12 protein-coding genes and 1 CRISPR repeat array are annotated in these 17,106 nt (G+C 73.8%); of the genes, 2 read left to right on the forward strand and 10 right to left on the reverse strand.

From position 1 onward, the window contains the following. Positions 1 to 157: 157 nt before the first annotated feature. The 7 genes from purM to purS all read right to left on the reverse strand — a co-directional run bounded on the left by purM (position 158) and on the right by purS (position 10,306). Positions 158 to 1,312 (reverse strand): phosphoribosylformylglycinamidine cyclo-ligase, encoded by a 1,155-nt coding sequence (purM, locus tag GA0070606_RS15075; RefSeq protein ID WP_091099842.1) that lies wholly within the window; start codon positions 1,310 to 1,312, stop codon positions 158 to 160. Between the two features lie 59 nt (positions 1,313 to 1,371). Next, complete coding sequence (gene purF, locus GA0070606_RS15080; protein WP_091099845.1) at positions 1,372 to 2,910, reverse strand: amidophosphoribosyltransferase; 1,539 nt, start codon at positions 2,908 to 2,910, stop codon at positions 1,372 to 1,374. Between the two features lie 169 nt (positions 2,911 to 3,079). After that, the gene (locus GA0070606_RS15085) at positions 3,080 to 3,433 is read right to left on the reverse strand and encodes a sterol carrier family protein (protein ID WP_091099849.1); all 354 of its coding nucleotides are present in this window, start codon (positions 3,431 to 3,433) and stop codon (positions 3,080 to 3,082) included. A gap of 1,753 nt (positions 3,434 to 5,186) precedes the next feature. Next, positions 5,187 to 5,427: a CRISPR direct-repeat array (repeat unit 25 nt; unit sequence GGCTACGGCCAGCAGGGCGGCTACG). 378 nt (positions 5,428 to 5,805) lie between these two features. After that, positions 5,806 to 6,561: a 2-phosphosulfolactate phosphatase gene (locus GA0070606_RS15095; protein ID WP_091099852.1), complete on the reverse strand. Its 756-nt coding sequence runs from the start codon at positions 6,559 to 6,561 to the stop codon at positions 5,806 to 5,808. A gap of 4 nt (positions 6,562 to 6,565) precedes the next feature. Then, positions 6,566 to 9,292 (reverse strand): phosphoribosylformylglycinamidine synthase subunit PurL, encoded by a 2,727-nt coding sequence (gene purL / locus GA0070606_RS15100; protein WP_091099856.1) that lies wholly within the window; start codon positions 9,290 to 9,292, stop codon positions 6,566 to 6,568. 70 nt (positions 9,293 to 9,362) lie between these two features. After that, positions 9,363 to 10,046, reverse strand: a complete 684-nt coding sequence (gene purQ / locus GA0070606_RS15105) for a phosphoribosylformylglycinamidine synthase subunit PurQ (RefSeq protein ID WP_091099859.1) — start codon at positions 10,044 to 10,046, stop codon at positions 9,363 to 9,365. Beyond that, a complete protein-coding gene (gene purS, locus GA0070606_RS15110; RefSeq protein ID WP_091099864.1) occupies positions 10,043 to 10,306 on the reverse strand; it encodes a phosphoribosylformylglycinamidine synthase subunit PurS in 264 nt (87 codons plus the stop codon). Before purS ends, purQ begins: the two co-directional genes overlap by 4 nt. Before the next feature lie 416 nt (positions 10,307 to 10,722). Here purS and GA0070606_RS15115 point away from each other — a divergent pair, with 416 nt between their 5' ends. Further along, positions 10,723 to 11,406, forward strand: coding sequence for a S1 family peptidase (locus GA0070606_RS15115; protein WP_091099868.1), 684 nt, complete (start codon positions 10,723 to 10,725; stop codon positions 11,404 to 11,406). A 23-nt stretch (positions 11,407 to 11,429) separates the two neighbouring features. Further along, entirely contained in the window at positions 11,430 to 11,996 is a 567-nt protein-coding gene (locus GA0070606_RS15120; protein WP_091099871.1) for a YbjQ family protein, read from the forward strand. Between the two features lie 129 nt (positions 11,997 to 12,125). Here the strand turns inward: GA0070606_RS15120 and purB are convergent, their stop codons facing one another. The 3 genes from purB to GA0070606_RS15135 all read right to left on the reverse strand — a co-directional run bounded on the left by purB (position 12,126) and on the right by GA0070606_RS15135 (position 17,069). Beyond that, entirely contained in the window at positions 12,126 to 13,550 is a 1,425-nt protein-coding gene (gene purB, locus GA0070606_RS15125) for an adenylosuccinate lyase (protein WP_091107756.1), read from the reverse strand. A 331-nt stretch (positions 13,551 to 13,881) separates the two neighbouring features. Next, positions 13,882 to 15,630: a sugar ABC transporter permease gene (locus GA0070606_RS15130; RefSeq protein ID WP_245724693.1), complete on the reverse strand. Its 1,749-nt coding sequence runs from the start codon at positions 15,628 to 15,630 to the stop codon at positions 13,882 to 13,884. Between the two features lie 146 nt (positions 15,631 to 15,776). Next, a complete protein-coding gene (locus GA0070606_RS15135; RefSeq protein ID WP_091099875.1) occupies positions 15,777 to 17,069 on the reverse strand; it encodes an acetyl-CoA C-acetyltransferase in 1,293 nt (430 codons plus the stop codon). Positions 17,070 to 17,106: the final 37 nt, after the last annotated feature.

The following is a 17,106-nucleotide window of genomic DNA, read 5'->3' on the forward strand; positions in this document are numbered from 1 at the left end:
CCCCGAGCAGCCATTGCCCTCCTCAGCGCCTGAAGGGCTGCCGGGAAACTCCGGTGAGGGGTTGCCCCGACAGCTTTGAGGGTGCCCTTCAGGCTAGGCGGCGACGGCCACTCGGGTGAAGCCCTGATCAGGTGCCCGTACGGTCACCGGAGCGTGATCATCCCCGGGTGTGCTGGCCGATCATCTGCACGTTGCCGGAGCCCTCGATGATCTCGCCGGCCTGCCACGCGTCGACGCCCCGACCGGTCAGGGTCGCCAGCGCGCGGTCGGCGTCCTCGGCGGAGACGATCGCGAACATGCCGACGCCCATGTTGAAGGTCGCCTCCATCTCCGGGTCCTCGATCCGCCCCTTGGACTGGATCAGGTCGAAGATCGGCTGAGGCTTCCAGGTGGACCGGTTGACCACCGCGTCGACGTGCTCGGGCAGCACCCGCACCAGGTTGCCGGGGATGCCGCCGCCGGTGACGTGGGCCAGCGCCCGCACCTCGGCCTCGGCGATGAGCTTGAGGCAGTCCTGCGCGTAGATCTTGGTCGGGGTCAGCAGCTCCTCGCCGAGGGTGCGCTGCCGGCCGAAGTCGTCGATCACCACGTCGAGCCGCATCCGGCCGGCGCCCAGCAGCACGTGCCGCACCAGCGAGTAGCCGTTGGAGTGCAGGCCCGAGGAGCGCATGGCGATGACCACGTCGCCCACCTCGACCCGCTCCGGGCTGAGGATGTCGGCCTCCTCCACCACGCCGACGCCGGTGGCGGAGATGTCGTACTCGTCCGGGCGCAGCACGCCGGGGTGCTCGGCGGTCTCGCCGCCCAGCAGGGCGCAGCCCGCGTAGCGGCAGCCGTCGGCGATGCCGGCGCCGATCTCGGCGACCTTGTCCGGCACGACCTCGCCGGTGGCGATGTAGTCGAGCAGGAAGAGCGGCTCGGCGCCGCAGGCGACCAGGTCGTCGACGACCATCGCGACCAGGTCGATGCCGACCGTGTCGTGGATGTCCATCTGCTGCGCGATCACCAGCTTGGTGCCCACGCCGTCGGTGGACGACGCCAGGATCGGGTTCTTGTACTTCTTCGTGTCCAGCCGGAACAGGCCCGCGAAGCCGCCCAGGTCGCCCATCACCTCCGGGCGCCGGGTCTGCTTCACCTTCGACTTGAGCAGCTCGACCGCCCGGTCGCCCGCCTCGATCGAGACGCCGGCGTCCGCGTACGAGACCGAGCGTTTGCGCGCCTGGCGGCCGGCGCCGGCCGTCCAGGGCTGGCGGTCGCCGCCGGCGCCGGTCGGGCTGCTTCCTGCGCCGCTGCGCTCGGACACGTGCGTCACGGTTCTCCCCTTTGTGGTTCTGGCGCCGTGCCGGCGGTGACCGGCCGCGCCGGGTGGTGCTACGGGCGGTGTGTGGTCACGCCGCCCGGAGTGGCGACGAGCGGAGGGGCGGTGTGCTCGGAGGCGTCGGGCGCCGCGGCGACCCGCCGACCCACCCCCTCGAGCACGTGCTTGCCGATCAGGTTGCCGGCCGGCAGCTCGATCGGGTATTCCCCGTCGAAGCACGCGCGGCACAGCCGGGTCTTCGGCTGCTCGGTGGCGGCGATCAGACCGGAGAGCGAGACGTAGCCGAGCGTGTCGGCGCCGATCGAACGCCGGATGCCCTCGTTGTCCAGCCCGTTGGCCAGCAACTCGGCGCGGGTGGCGAAGTCGATGCCGTAGAAGCAGGGCCAGTTGACCGGCGGCGAGGAGATGCGCACGTGCACCTCCAGCGCGCCGGCCTCGCGCAGCATCCGCACGATCGCCCGCTGCGTGTTGCCGCGCACGATCGAGTCGTCGACCACGACCAGCCGCTTGCCCCGGACGTTCTCCCGCAGCGGGTTGAGCTTGAGCCGGATGCCGAGCTGGCGCAGGGTCTGCGACGGCTGGATGAAGGTGCGCCCGACGTACGGGTTCTTCATCAGGCCGGCGCCGTAGGTGATGCCGGACTCCTCGGCGTAGCCGATGGCTGCCGGCGTGCCGGACTCCGGCACCGGGATGACCAGGTCGGCCTCGACCGGGTGCTCCTTGGCGAGCTGGCGGCCGATCTGCACCCGCGCGGAGTGCACGTTGCGCCCGGCGATGGTGGCGTCCGGGCGGGCGATGTAGACGTACTCGAAGAGGCAGCCCTTGGGCTCCGGGGCGGCGAACCGGCTGGAGCGAAGGCCGTCCTCGTCGATCGCGATCAGCTCGCCCGGCTCGACCTCGCGGACCACGCTCGCGCCGACGATGTCCAGCGCGGCGGTCTCACTGGCCACCACCCAGCCGCGCTCCAGCCGGCCCAGCACCAGCGGGCGTACGCCGTGCGGGTCGCGGGCCGCGTAGAGCGTCGACTCGTCCATGAACACGAAGCTGAACGCGCCGCGCAGCTGCGGCAGCACCTCCAGCGCCGCCGCCTCCACCGACAGGTCGGGGCGGCTGGCCAGCAGCATCGTCACCAGCGAGGTGTCGTTGGTCGAGCCGTCGGCGACCAGGCCCCGCTCGGTGACCTCGCGCTGGAGCTCGGCCGTGTTGACCAGGTTGCCGTTGTGGGCCAGCGCGATGGTCGTGCCGGAGGTGGTGGACCGGATGGTCGGCTGGGCGTTCTCCCAGGTCGAGCCGCCGGTGGTGGAGTAGCGGGCGTGGCCGATCGCCACGTGCCCGCGCAGGCTGGCCAGGGTCGGCTCGTCGAAGACCTGTGCGACGAGGCCGAGGTCCTTGTAGACCACCACGCCCGAGCCGTCGCTGACCGCGATGCCCGCCGCCTCCTGGCCGCGGTGCTGGAGGGCGTAGAGCCCGAAGTAGGTGAGGTTGGCGACCTCCTCACCGGGCGCCCACACGCCGAAGACGCCGCACGCGTCCTGCGGGCCGGGTCGTTGGGGGTCAAGGTCGTGGCTCAGCCGGCCGTCGCCTCGGGGCACCTGCGCTCCCTCATGCTGGTCTGGACCGGCCGTGCGCACCACGCGGGGGCGGATCCGCACTCCTCGACCGGGACCACTGTCGTCGCCTGACAGTGTACGCGAATCGCCGTCGACACAGAAAGTCACGGCCCGGCTCCCCAACGTCACCCGTCGATGCGCGTCGCCGCAGCTAGAGCGGCAGGTACGCGGAGAGATCCGCCCGAATTCCACTCACCTGTACGCGACCCTGGGTGATCGCCTCGGCCCATTCGAGCCGCCCGGTGGCCACCGCCAGCCAGGTCCCCGGGTCCATCTCCACCACGTTCGGCGGGGTGCCGCGGGTGTGTCGAGGACCGGGAATGCACTGAACTGCGCCGTAAGGTGGGACACGCACCTCCACCGATCGGCCGGGGGCGCGCTCCGCGAGGACGGTCAACAGGGCACGGACCGCGTCTCGGAGGACCGGCCGCTCGGGCGTACGCCCCTCGTCGAGCGCCGACAACGCCGCCGCGACCGCGGCGGACTTAATGTGCGGAGAGGACACGACGGGACGATACGGCTTCAGCGCGCCACGCCTGACGCTGGCCCTGGGTCGCGCCGATCCGGTCAGACAAGGCATAGTTGCCGACGGCGTATTCGTACCGTGATGATCCCCGGCCCGGCGCCCCGCCGGTCGAGGGAAGTCAGTCCGGAAGGCGGTGGACGTGTCAACACACCGACGTGCCTGGAAGCAGCGGGCCGGTGTGGTCGTGGCGCTGGTTGTCGGCGCTGTGCTCGCTGCCCCCGCCACACCGGCGCTGGCCGCCGACGTCAGCGTGTCGCCCGGCTCGGTCACCGTCAGTGCCGGCAGCGACGCCACCGTCACCGTGCAGATCACGCCCGGCCTGGAGGACAAGAGCGGCGAGATCAGCCTGACCGGCCTCCCCTCCGGAGTGAGCTGCGGCGGCTGCGGCGGATTCCAGTTCAACGGGCCGCCCGGCGCGCCGAAGACCCACCTGCTCACCCTTCGCGCCAGCGACAATGCCGGCGACGCCAACGCGTCGGTCACCGTGCGTGTCGTGCCGGACAAGTCGAACCCCGACACCGGCAGCTTCCAGCTGACCGTCAAGGGCAAGGCGCAGCCGACCCAGCCGCAGACGCAGACCGTCCGGTCGGTCTCCGGCAAGGTGGTCGCCCAGGCCAACGGCAAGGCCGTGCCGAACGCCGTGGTGATGCTCCAGGACGGCGCCGGCAACAAGCGGGACACGGTCAGCGACGACAGCGGCAACTTCCGCTTCACCGGCACCACCGAGAAGCCGATCGCGCCGGGCCGGCTCGCCGTCGGCGCCAGCGTCGGCGAGGTGTACGCCACCAAGAGCTTCGACGCGGCCGCCGGCCAGAGCATCACCGGCCAGCGCATCGCCCTGGCGATCAAGGTCGAGACCACCCCGAGCCCCACCCCCTCGGCCAGCGCGGAGACCCTCCCCACCGAGGAGGCCCTCGACGAGACCGCCGAGGAGAGCACCGAGGCGACCCCGGGCGCGGCGGCCAACGCCAGCAACGAGGACTCCGGCGGCATGGGGAACTGGCTGTTCATCCTGCTCGGCGGCCTGCTCGTCGCCGCGGGTGTCGGCACCATCGTGCTGCTCTGGATGCGGCGCAAGGACAACGACGACGAGCCCGACGACGCCCCGGCGGGCGCTGCGGCGGGCGCGGTTCCGGCGGCCCGTGGGGGCTACCGTGGCGCCGGCGCGGACGACCAGACCCGGGTGGTCAACCGGGTCGGCGCCGGGCCCGACCCGACGATGGTCGGTGGCACCTCGCTCAGCGACGCCCCGACGATGATGCACCGCCCCGTGGTCGACGACGTGCCGCCGGACCCGTACGGCGCGCCCCCGCAGCCGTACGGTGCGGCGGGAGCCGGGGCGGGCTGGGCCGGCAACGGCTACGGCGACGAGCCGGCCGGCGCGGGCGGCTACGGCAACGCCCCGTCCTCCGGCAGCGGCTACGGCAACGCGCCGTCCTCCGGCAGCGGCTACGGCAACGCGCCCTCCTCCGGCGGTGGCTACGGCAGCCGCGACTACGGCGCGGCCGGTGCCGCGGGGGCGGCGGGTGCGGCCGGCTACTCGTCGGCCTCCGGGGGCGGCCGGGGCTACGGCGAGCGGTACGACGAGCCGACCGGCCGCTACACCGGCGAGGCCACCCAGTACCCGGCCCCGGCCGACCCGTACGCGACCGGCCTCTACCAGCAGGAGCAGGAGCAGGGCTACGGCCGGTCCGAGCCCGCGCCGTACGGCCGGGGCGGGGAGCCGACCGGCGGCTACGACCAGCGCGGCGGCTACGACCGGCAGGGCGGCTACGACGAGCCCGGCTACGGCCAGCAGGGCGGTTACGGCAATGAGCCCGCCCCGCGCGGCGGCTACGGCCAGCAGGGCGGCTACGACCAGCCCACCTCCTACGACCCGGGTGGCTACGGCCAGCAGGGCGGCTACGGTCAGGAGCCCCCGCAGCAGCGCGGCGGCTACGACGACCGCGGCTACGGCCAGCAGGGCGGCTACGACGACCCGCAGGCCGGGCGCGGCCGGGCGGACGGCCCGCCGCAGCAGGACCGGGGCCGCCGGCTGGACTGGCTGGACGACTGAACCGGCGGGCCACGCGCCCGACGGCACGACAGCACGGCGAGGGCCGCTCGGGATTTCCCGGGCGGCCCTCGCCGTTCGTGCGAGACTCCGCGCCCTGGAGTAGCCCGACGGCCCCCGGCCGCGCCAGGCACACCGGAGAAGCCCGACGGCCCCCAGGCCACGCCCCAGGCACACCGGAGAAGCCCGACGGCCCTCAGGCGTCGCCAGGCGCGACGGCCGCCCAGGCAGGGAGACCCGGACGACCGGCAGCCGGGGGCGGATGCGGGGACCGCCGGGCGGCGGAACCGGACGACCGTCAGGCCGCGGAGAAGACCCCTTGGCGCAGCACGGGGACCACGTCCGACACGCCGACCCGGACGGCGACCTCCACGTCCTGGGCGAAACCACCCTCGATCAGCTCGCGGCCGGACACGCTCCCGCGCACGGCGGCGGGAACGTCGGGGGTGCTGGCGAGCGCCGCGAGCGCCATGGCCGCCTCGACGGAGAGACCGCCGGGCACCCCGGAGAGGGCGTCCAGCACGCTGGCCGCCCCGAGCTGGTCCTCCACCGAGGGGCGCAGCGACCCGTCCGGCCACCGCTCGCCGGAGGCGACGACGCCGATCGGGGCGTCCGTCGAGCCGTACCCCTGGTGGCGCAGCCAACGCCCGACGGCGGGCGCGTTGCGCAGGCAGGCCGCGACGACCGGCATGCCGGTGGCGCTGGCCGCGGCGCTGATCGCCGAGCCGTTCGGCGACGGCAGCACGAGGTCGGCGACGACCGGCGCGGTGCTCAGCGCCGCCGGTGAGAGCGACCACGGGTGTTCCGGGGTCGTCCGCCGGCGGCCCACCGCAGCGACCGCGCCGACTCGCCGCGCGTAGTCGCCGGCCTGTTCGCCCCACGGGAACGGGTGCACCCGCATGCCACGCCCCACGGCGACCTCCACGGCGGTGGTGAACGACAGCACGTCCACCACCACCAGCACCGCGCAGACCCGGCCGAGCTCGGCCGCCCCGGTCAGCCCCCAGTCGAACCGGGCGCCGGATCCGGGTTGGCCGTAGACCGCCGCGGCCAACGCCTCAGCGCTTGTCGGGCGCGGCGGGCTGCTCGGTCTCACCGGAGTCGGGCTCGGACGCCGCGGCGGGCTCCGTCGGGGCCTCGGCCGGAGCGTCGACGGCCTCGGCCGCCGGCTGCTCCGGGGTGGCGGCCTCGGCCGGGGTCACCGGCTCCACCGCGCCGGTCGCCGGGACCGGGGCAGCCGACGCGATCGGCTCGACCGCGACCTCCGCCGGGTCCACCGGCGCCGCCTCGGCCCGCTCGTCGTCGGGCAGCGGCACGGCCTCGACCGCGCCGGCCACGCCGGCGGCCGGCGCGGGCACCTCGACGAGGGCCGGACCCCCGAAGAGGCGCGGCAGGGTCGCGGTGTGCGCGGCGCGCAGCTCGTCCAGGCCGATCCGGAACTGGCCGTGCACCTCCAGCGTGCCGCCGGCCGGGTCGGTGACACCGATCAGCTCGAACGGCACGCCGCGCTCGGCGCAGAGGGCGGTGAACGCCTTCTCGTGGCCGCGCGGCACCGAGACCAGGGCCCGCCCGGCGGACTCGCTGAACAGGTAGACGAACGGCATCGAGCCGCCGGCGAACCGCTCCGGCACCGCGATCCGCGCGCCGACCCCGCGCCGCAGGCAGGACTCGACCAGGCTCTGCGCGAGACCGCCGTCGGAGAGGTCGTGCGCGGAGCTGAGGTGCCCGACCCGGGCGGCCTCGGCGAGCAGTTCGGCCAGGAGCCGCTCGTGGGCCAGGTCGACCTGCGGGGGTACGCCGCCGAGGTGCTCGTGGGTGACCCACGCCCACTCCGAGCCGGACAGCTCCACGTGCGTCTCGCCGAGCAGGAAGAGCTGGTCGTGGTCGCCGCCCGGGCGCGGCACGAAGCCCATCGGCACCCGGTTGGCCACGTCGTCGAGCACGCCGAGCACGCCGACCACCGGGGTCGGGTGGATCGCGGCCGCACCGGTCTGGTTGTAGAAGCTGACGTTGCCGCCCGTCACCGGGATGCCCAGCTCGGCGCAGCCGTCGGCCAGGCCGCGGACGGCCTCGGCGAACTGCCACATGACGCCCGGATCCTCCGGCGAGCCGAAGTTCAGGCAGTTGGTGACGGCGATCGGCTTCGCGCCGGTGACGGCGACGTTCCGGTACGCCTCGGCCAGCGCCAGCTTGGTGCCGTGGTAGGGGTCGAGGCGCGCGTAGCGGCCGTTGCCGTCGACCGACAGCGCCACGCCGAGCCCGGTCCGCTCGTCGATCCGGATGACGCCGGAATCCTCCGGCTGGGCGAGCACGGTGTTGCCCAGCACGTACCGGTCGTACTGCTCGGTGACCCAGGTCTTGTCGGCCAGGTTGGGCGACGCGATCATGCGCAGCACGGTCTCGCGCAGCGCCTCCGGGTCGGCCGGCCGGGGCAGCGTCTCCGCGCGGTCGGCCTGGAGCAGGATCAGGTCGGCCGGCTCGCGCATCGGACGGGCGTAGACGGGACCGTCGTCGACCAGGGAGCCCGGCGGCACGTCGACCACGAGCTGGTCCCGCCAGGTGATCAGCAGGCGGCCCGGCTGGCCGTCCGGCGACGGCGGGGTGACCTCGCCGATCGCGGTGGCCCAGACGCCCCACTTCTCGGCGGTCTTGAGCACCGCGTCGAGCTTCGCCGGCTCGACGACCAGCAGCATCCGCTCCTGGGACTCGCTGGCCAGGATCTCGTGCGGCTCCATCGAGGGCTCGCGCAGCGGCACCCGCTCCAGCCAGACCCGCATGCCGGTGCCGGCCGCCGCGGCGGTCTCGGTCAGCGCGCAGGTCAGGCCGGCGCCGCCGAGGTCCTGGATGCCGACGACGAGCTGGGCGTCGTAGAGCTCGAGGCAGGCCTCGATGAGCAGCTTCTCCATGAACGGGTCGCCCACCTGCACCGACGGGCGGCGCTGCTCGCTGCCCTCGTCGAAGGTGGCGCTGGCCAGCACGGAGACGCCGCCGATGCCGTCGCGGCCCGTCTTGGCGCCCATCAGCACCACGACGTTGCCCGGGCCGGCGGCGGCCTTGTTCTGCAGCCGGTTGACCGGCAGCACGCCCAGGCAGAGCGCGTTGACCAGCGGGTTGCCCTGGTAGCAGGGGTCGAAGACGACCTCGCCGCCGATGTTCGGCAGGCCGAGGCAGTTGCCGTAGCCGCCGACGCCGGCGACCACGCCGGGCAGCACCCGCGCCGTGTCGGGGTGGTCGGCCGCGCCGAAGCGCAGCGGGTCCATCACCGCGACCGGGCGGGCGCCCATGGCCAGGATGTCCCGGACGATGCCGCCGACGCCGGTCGCCGCGCCCTGGTAGGGCTCGACGAAGCTCGGGTGGTTGTGCGACTCGACCTTGAAGGTGACCGCCAGCTCGTCGGAGACCTGCACCACGCCGGCGTTCTCGCCGATGCCGGCGAGCAGCCGGTCGCTGGGCGGGGCCTTCTCGCCGAACTGGCGCAGGTGCACCTTGCTGGACTTGTAGGAGCAGTGCTCGCTCCACATGATCGAGTACATGGCCAGCTCGGCCTGGGTGGGCCGGCGGCCGAGGATGTGCCGGATCCGGTCGTACTCGTCGTCACGGAGCCCCAGCTCGGCGTACGGCTGCAGCTCGCCGGGGGTGTCCCCGGCGCGCGGGACCGTGTCCACACCGGCGGCCCAGTCGGCGGCCGGCGGCGCGACTGCGGCCGGACGCGGCTCCACCGGCTGCGCCGGGGCGGCCGGGAACGCCTCCGGGGTCTCGCGAACCTCGTCCGGATGGGTGGTCATGACCTCTCCTCGCTGCGCTCAACGCCGCCCGGAAGGCGGCTGAGCAGACCGATGATGCCGCCGCGCACGGTCACGCCGGCGCCCCCACCAGGTGCTTGAGCACCGAGGTGAAGAAGCCGAGGCCGTCCAGGGAGGGGCCGGTGAGCGCCTCCACGGCGTGCTCGGGATGCGGCATGATGCCGACCACGTTGCCGGCGGGGTTGGTGATCGCGGCGATGTCGCGCTGCGATCCGTTGGGGTTGCCGCCGACGTAGCGGGCGACCACCCGGCCCTCGGCTTCGAGCTGGTCCAGCGTCGCGGTGTCGGCGACGTAGCAGCCCTCGCCGTTCTTGACCGGGATCAGCACCTCCTGGCCGGGCTGGAACGCGTTCGTCCACGCCGTGCCGGCCGACTCGATGCGCAGGACCTGGTCCCGGTTGCGGAAGTGCAGGTGCTGGTTGCGGGTGAGGGCCCCGGGCAGCAGGTGGGCCTCGCAGAGGATCTGGAAGCCGTTGCAGACGCCGAGCACGGGCAGGCCGCCCCGGGCCGCGTCCACGATCGTCTCCATGACCGGCGCGAACCGGGCGATCGCGCCGCAGCGCAGGTAGTCGCCGTAGGAGAAACCGCCGGGCAGGACGACGGCGTCCACCCCGTGCAGCCGGGGGTCACCGTGCCAGAGGCGGACCGGTTCGGCGCCCGCGATGCGGACGGCCCGGGCCGCGTCCCCGTCGTCGAGCGAACCGGGGAACGTGACCACACCGACCCGGGCGGTCACGAGCGGGCGTCCGCGGTCTCGTCGGCCTCGACCAGGCGGACGGTGAAGTCCTCGATGACCGGGTTGGCGAGCAGCTTGTCGGCGATCTCCCGGGCCCGGTCCAGGTCCGGTTCACCGGAGAACTCGATCTCGATCCGCCTGCCGATCCGAACCGAGGCGACGTCGCTGACGCCGAGCCGGGGCAGCGCGTTTGCGACGGCCTGGCCCTGGGGATCGAGGATCTCGGGCTTGAGCATGACGTCGACGACGACGCGAGGCACTGGGCACTCCTGACTGTGTACGCAGTTGGGTGCCGACCCACAACGGGCGAGCGCAGCCAGCCTACCTGGCAGATACGGCCCTGGACGCACCGGCCGGACGCAGTTCAGGCAGTGATCGACATTCCCGGCGCGGGGGCCGGGAGACCGATACGGGTTCGTTGCGATCCCGATGCGTTTCCGTAGCCGACCGGCCCGATTCGCCCCACTGCGCCGGGCCGCCGCACACCCGTCACGCTCGACCCGGCCGGCCGTTCTTCATCGAAGAAAATCGATCGCACTCTTGTGAACGACATCTCAGGGGCCCTACCGTACATCGTCGTACGTCGATTGGACGTACGCGACCGTCGGGCCACCCCCGCCCGCCGGCCGACAGCTCGACCCGGTGAACCCGGACCCGTCCCCGAAGGAGCCCCACCATGCGCATCCGATCCATGATCGCGGTGCTGGCCACCGCAGCGGCCGGCCTGCTCGGCGCCAGCTCCGGCGCGGTCGCCGCCCCGGCCGGCCCGCAGCCGATCATCGGCGGCGGCACCGTCTCGTCCGCCCCGTGGGCCGCCGCCGTGTTCAGCAACGGATCGTTCACCTGCTCCGGCACGATCATCGCGCCGCAGTGGGTGCTCACCGCCCGGCACTGCGTGAGCGGCACGATGTCCGTCCGGGTCGGCAGCGTCTACCGCTCCTCCGGCGGCCAGACCCGCACCGTCAGCGCCAGCTACAGCCGCTACGACCTGGCCCTGCTGCGCCTGTCCAGCTCGGTGAGCACCTCGTACGTCACGCTGGCCACCAGCAACCCGCCGATCAACTCGACCAACTCGATCTACGGCTGGGGCATGACCTGCTACAGCGGCTGCTCGGCCTCCACCCAGCTCAAGACCGCGTCGGTCCGGGTGACCAGCAACAGCGCCACCGACGCGTACGGCGGCCAGGCGATCCGGAGCACCCGGATCGACGGCAACGCGTGGCGGGGCGACTCGGGCGGCCCGCAGTTCTACAACGGCCGGCAGGTCGGCGTCGCCTCCACCGCCGACGGCCAGAGCATCCAGAACTACGGCAGCGTCGCGTACAACCGGGCCTGGATCACCCAGACGGCCGGTGTCTGACGGTTAGCGCCCCGGCGGCGCGGATGGTCGGCTACGCGCCGGCCGTCCGCGCCGCGCCGTTTTGCAGCATCCGATCAGGTGAACAAGGCTCACGATCGGGTCCGCACAACCCTGCGACCATCGGAAACGTGCTGGTCGTGACGACGGAGCAACTACCCGGGTACGAGATCCGCCAGATCCTCGGCGAAGTGGTGTCATCGATGGCCAGGACGCGGAACCCGTACCGCGAGGGGGTCAAGAACCTGCGCGGTGGCGCGTACGACCCGATGGCCCCGGACAACCTCACCCGGTGGCGTACGGACTCGGTGGCCCGGCTCGGCGAGGAGGCCCGCCGCCTCGGCGCGAACGCCGTGGTGGGCATGCGCTTCGACAGCCGCGACTGCGGCGAGATGTGGATGGAGATCTGTGCGTACGGCACCGCCGTGATCGTGGCGCCCAAGATGCCCGACGTCATGCCGCCCGACCAGCCGCTGGTCGCCGCGGAGACCGCGCACGACCCGGCCTTCGCCGAGTCCCCGGGCGGCATCGCCGAGCCGGCCAGCGCCCCCAACCTCGGCACGGCGGCGGAAACCCCCACCCGAGACGCCTGACCCACCCACCCACCACCTGCCCGCCCCGCCCGCGCCCGCCCCGACCCCGTTGATCATGACGTTGGCGGCGGTCCTCGAGATCGACTTCGCCGCCAACGCCATGATCAACCGCGGGGTTCCGGGGAGAGGTCAGAGGATGGGGGGTGGGGTGTAGGTCGCGGCGGCGGGGTGGGCGTCGACGACCTTGGCGACGCGGCGGGCGACGGCCTCGACCTGGGCGGGGGCGGCGCCGACGAAGGCGGTACGGTCGGCGACGAGGGCGTCGATCTCGCCGCGGGTCAGGCCCAGCCGGCCGTCCGCCGCGAGGCGGTCGAAGAGGTCGTTCTCGGCGGCGCCCTTCTCGCGCATGGCGAGCGCGACGGCGACCGCGTGCTCCTTGATCACCTCGTGGGCGACCTCACGCCCGACACCCCGCCGGACGGCCGCCACGAGAAGCTTGGTGGTGGCCAGGAACGGCAGGAAGCGCTCCAGCTCGCGGTTGATCACGGCCGGGTACGCGCCGAACTCGTCCAGCACGGTGAGGAACGTCTGGAACAGCCCGTCGGCGGCGAAGAACGCGTCCGGCAGGGCGACCCGGCGAACCACCGAGCAGGAGACGTCGCCCTCGTTCCACTGGTCGCCGGCCAGCTCGCCGACCATCGACAGGTAGCCCCGGATGATCACGGCGAAGCCGTTGACCCGCTCGCTGGAGCGGGTGTTCATCTTGTGCGGCATCGCGCTGGAGCCGACCTGGCCCGGCTTGAAGCCCTCGGTGGCCAGCTCCTGGCCGACCATCAGCCGGATCGTGGTGGCCAGCGAGGACGGCGCGGCGGCGATCTGCGCCAGCGCGGAGAGCACCGCCAGGTCGATCGAGCGCGGGTAGACCTGGCCGACGCTGTCGAGCACCCGGGCGAAGCCGAGGTGCTCGGCCACCCGGCGCTCCAGCTCGGCCACCTTGTCGGCGTCCCCGTCGAAGAGGTCGAGCTGGTCGGCGGCGGTGCCCACCGGGCCCTTGACGCCGCGCAGCGGGTACCAGTTGATCAGGTCGTCCAACCGCTCGTACGCGATCAGCAGTTCCTCCGCGGCCGACGCGAAGCGCTTGCCGAGCGTGGTGGCCTGCGCGGCGACGTTGTGCGAGCGACCGGTCATCACCAGGCCCGAGTGCTCGACGGCGAGGCGGGCCAGTCGGGCCAGGGTGGCGACCACCCGGTCCCGCACCAGCTCCAGCGAGGCCCGCACCTGGAGCTGCTCGACGTTCTCGGTGAGGTCCCGCGAGGTCATGCCCTTGTGCACGTGCTCGTGCCCGGCGAGAGCGCTGAACTCCTCGATCCGGGCCTTCACGTCGTGCCGGGTGACCCGCTCCCGCTCGGCGATCGAGGCCAGGTCGACCTGGTCCAGCACCCGCTCGTACGCCTCGACCACGCCGTCCGGCACGGCCACGCCGAGGTCCCGCTGCGCCCGGAGCACGGCGAGCCAGAGTCGCCGTTCCATCCGGATCTTCTCCTCGGGGGACCAGAGGGCGACCAGCTCGGGTGAGGCGTACCGGTTGGCGAGCACGTTCGGGATCGTCGTCACGTGGCTCATTCTCTCGTATCCGCAGGCGGGGACGTCGCCGGGCGGGCCACGTCGCCGGGCGGGCCGTGTCGCCGGGCGGGCCGTGTCGCCGGGCGGGCCGCGCCTGGGCCAGCGGCAGCGGAGGCTGGACCGCCGACGGCAGGGTCATCTACAACATCAACAACGACGGCAAGGGCGACATGGTCTGGTCGCTGACGGGCTCACCGTCGATCAGCTGAGCCACGCCGGGGCCCGCCGGTGACCGCCCGGCGCCGGCGGGCCCGACCGGGAACGCGGGGACGCAGTCAGCGCCCCCGCGACGGCCCCGACCGGAACGCCGGGCGGGCGCAGTTCAGTCCTTCACGACTTCCGGGACGGCCTGGGCGGGGAGGTCGGGCGTCGGGGCGTCGGCCGGCGCCGCCTGCCGCCGGCCCGCGACGATGACGAGCCGGTCCAGGTAGAACAGCTGCAACGCCACGAACGCGGCCAGGAAGAGCAGCAACATCGGCAGCGGCAGCACCTGGGCGACGAACCCCCGCATGGCCTCCGGGGCGCCGAACGACTCCGCCAGCCGCAGGAGGACGAGGTTCGCCGCCGGCGCGTGCTGGACGTCCCGGACCACCAGTTGCGGCCACAGCCAGCTCTGCGCGCCGACCAGCCAGCTCAGCAGCCCGGCGGCGGCCACCATGGGCAGGGCGGGCAGCAGCATGGTCGAGGCGAACCCGTTGCCGGCCTCCCAGCGTTCCCGCTGGCCCCGGAAGAACAGGGCGAACACCACGAGCGCGGGGACGGAGAGCCAGCCCGGCGGGATCAGCCCCGCGAAGGTGTCCAGCTGGTCGGCCTCCTCCGCCCGGAGGAAGTGGGCGATGGCCAGCGGGCCGTCGCCCACGAAGAGCCAGGGCGCGAACGGCAGCAGGAGCAGCTCGCTGGCCCGGCCCAGCGGGCGCAGGCCGCCGATGGCGAAGCCGGCCAGCGCGGCGAGGCCCACCCCGACCACCGCCGAGATCAGCGGCGGAAGCCAGGTGTTGGCCTGGACCCGGCCGGTGGAGACGCCGGAGGGCAGCGGCGGCGCGTCGGCGACGAGCATCCGCAGCCACGGCCCCAGCACGTACGCGAGCACGCCGAGGAGCACCAGCAGCCCCACCACCAGCGCGCCGAGCGCGACCGGACTCCGCGGGGCGGGCGCGCCGCCCGCCGGGCGCTCCCGCCGGCCGGTGAACGCGATCCGCGTGCGGGTCGTCACGAGCAGGGCGACGGCGAGGACGCCGAGCACGGCGAGGAACGCCAGCAGCAGCACGCTGCCCGCGGCGCCGACGCCGAACTCCAACCGCCTCAGGCTGTCCTGCATGATCCGCACCATCGGGGCGACCTGCTCGTTCCGCCCGCCGACGACCGGCCACTGGAGCGACCAGGACTGCACGGTCACCGCGACGACGGTCAGCGCGAGCACGCCGCCGACGGCCAGGGCCGCCGGGGCGGAGCGACCGCCGCCGGGGCGGCGACGCAGCGCGGCGAGGAAGGCGGTGGCGCCGACCGCGACCACCAGCCCGGCCGTCAGCAGCGCCACGGTGCGTACGGCGGTCAGCGTGGGCGACTGTGTCCAGGCGTCCCGGTCGGCCTCGACCCGGTCCAGGGCCCAGGCCACTCCGACGGCGAGCGGGGCGTAGGCGGCCAGCGGCAGGGCCAGCAGCGCCCGGGTCACCAGGCGGGGCACCCGGCCGGCCCGCTCCGCGGCGAGCGCGAGCAGCGGGGCGACGAGCAGCGCCAGCAGCAGCGGCACGAGGGCGAGGAGGAGCGCGTAGGCCAGGTCGCCGAAGAACCCGCGCTCGATCACCTGCGCGTAGTTGTCGCCCCCGGCGGACTCGGTCCGGTCGCGGAACGCCTGGCCCCGCCGGAAGCTCTCCACCAGGGTGCTGACCGACGGCAGCACGTACGACCAGAGCAGGGCGACGACCGCCGGCACGAGCAGCACCAGGCCGGTGACGACCTGCGCGCCACGGCCGATCCCGACGCCCCGGGACGACGCCGGGCCGGGCGGGGCCGGAAACGGCGGCGCGGGACGGGCGTGGGGATCGGGCACGGACGTCGAGGCGGCAGACACCGGGCACTCCTCCGGTCGACGGTGGCAGGGAGCTACCCAGGCTAGGCCAGCGGGCCGGGACCGCGTCCAGGCGAGGCCCCGGCACGGTGCGTTCGCGTCCAGGCGAGGCCCGACACGGTGCACCCGAGCGCCCCCGAGGGGCGCGGTCAGCGCTCCAGGATGGCGGTCACGCCCTGCCCGCCGGCGGCGCAGATCGAGATCAGCCCCCGCCCGCCGCCGGACTCCGCGAGCAGCTTCGCCAGGGTCGCCACGATCCGGCCGCCGGTCGCCGCGAACGGGTGCCCGGCGGCCAGCGAGGAGCCGTTGACGTTGAGCTTGTCCCGGTCGATCGCGCCGAGCGGGGCGTCCAGCCCGAGCCGGTCCTTGCAGAACTCGGGGGACTCCCAGGCGGCCAGGGTGGCGAGCACCTGGGAGGCGAACGCCTCGTGGATCTCGTAGTAGTCGAAGTCCTGGAGCGTCAGTCCGGCCCGGGCCAGCATCCGGGGCACCGCGTACGCGGGGGCCATCAGCAGCCCCTCGTCGCCGTGCACGAAGTCGACGGCGGCGGTCTCCGACCAGGAGAACCACGCCAGCACGGGCAGGCTGTGCGCGCGGGCCCACTCCTCGCTGGCCAGCAGCACGGTGGAGGCGCCGTCGGTCAGCGGCGACGAGTTGCCGGCGGTCATGGTGGCCCGCTCGGCGTCCGGGCCCTTCGCGCCGAAGACGGGCTTGAGCGAGCCGAGCTTCTCCAGGCTGGTGTCCGGGCGCAGGTTCGCATCGCGGGTGAGCCCGAGGTACGGCGTCAGCAGGTCGTCGAAGAACCCCCGGTCGTACGCGGCGGCGAGCCGTTGGTGCGAGCGCAGCGCCAGCTCGTCCTGGGCCTGCCGGTCGATCTGCCAGCGCAGCGCGGTGCGGGCGGCGTGCTCCCCCATCGACAGCCCGGTACGCGGCTCGGCGTTGCGCGGGATCTCGGGCCGGAACGGCTGGCTGGGGCGCAGCTTCGCGGCGATCTTCAGCCGCTCGCCGACCGTGCGGGCGCTGTTCAGCTTGAGCAGCGTGCGGCGCATGTCCTCGTTGACGGCGAGCGGTGCGTCGGAGGTGGTGTCCACGCCCCCGGCGATGCCCACCTCGATCTGCCCGAGGGCGATCTTGTTGGCGACCAGGATGGCCGCCTCCAGCCCGGTGCCGCAGGCCTGCTGGATGTCGTAGGCGGGGGTGTGCGGGTCGAGCTTCGAGCCGAGCACGACCTCGCGGGTCAGGTTGAAGTCCCTCGCGTGCTTGAGCACCGCGCCGGCCACCACCTCGCCGACCCGCTGGCCGGCCAGGCCGAACCGCGCCACGAGCCCGTCCAGCGCCGCGCCCAGCATGTCCGCGTTGGACGCGCTCGCGTACCGCGAGTTGGACCGGGCGAAGGGGATGCGGTTGCCGCCGATGACCGCGACCCGCCGGATGCTCTGCACGATCCCGCCTCCTCGAAACGCTTGCCCTCAACCTACT

The organism is Micromonospora citrea (assembly GCF_900090315.1).
GTDB classification, from domain to species: Bacteria; Actinomycetota; Actinomycetes; order Mycobacteriales; family Micromonosporaceae; genus Micromonospora; species Micromonospora citrea.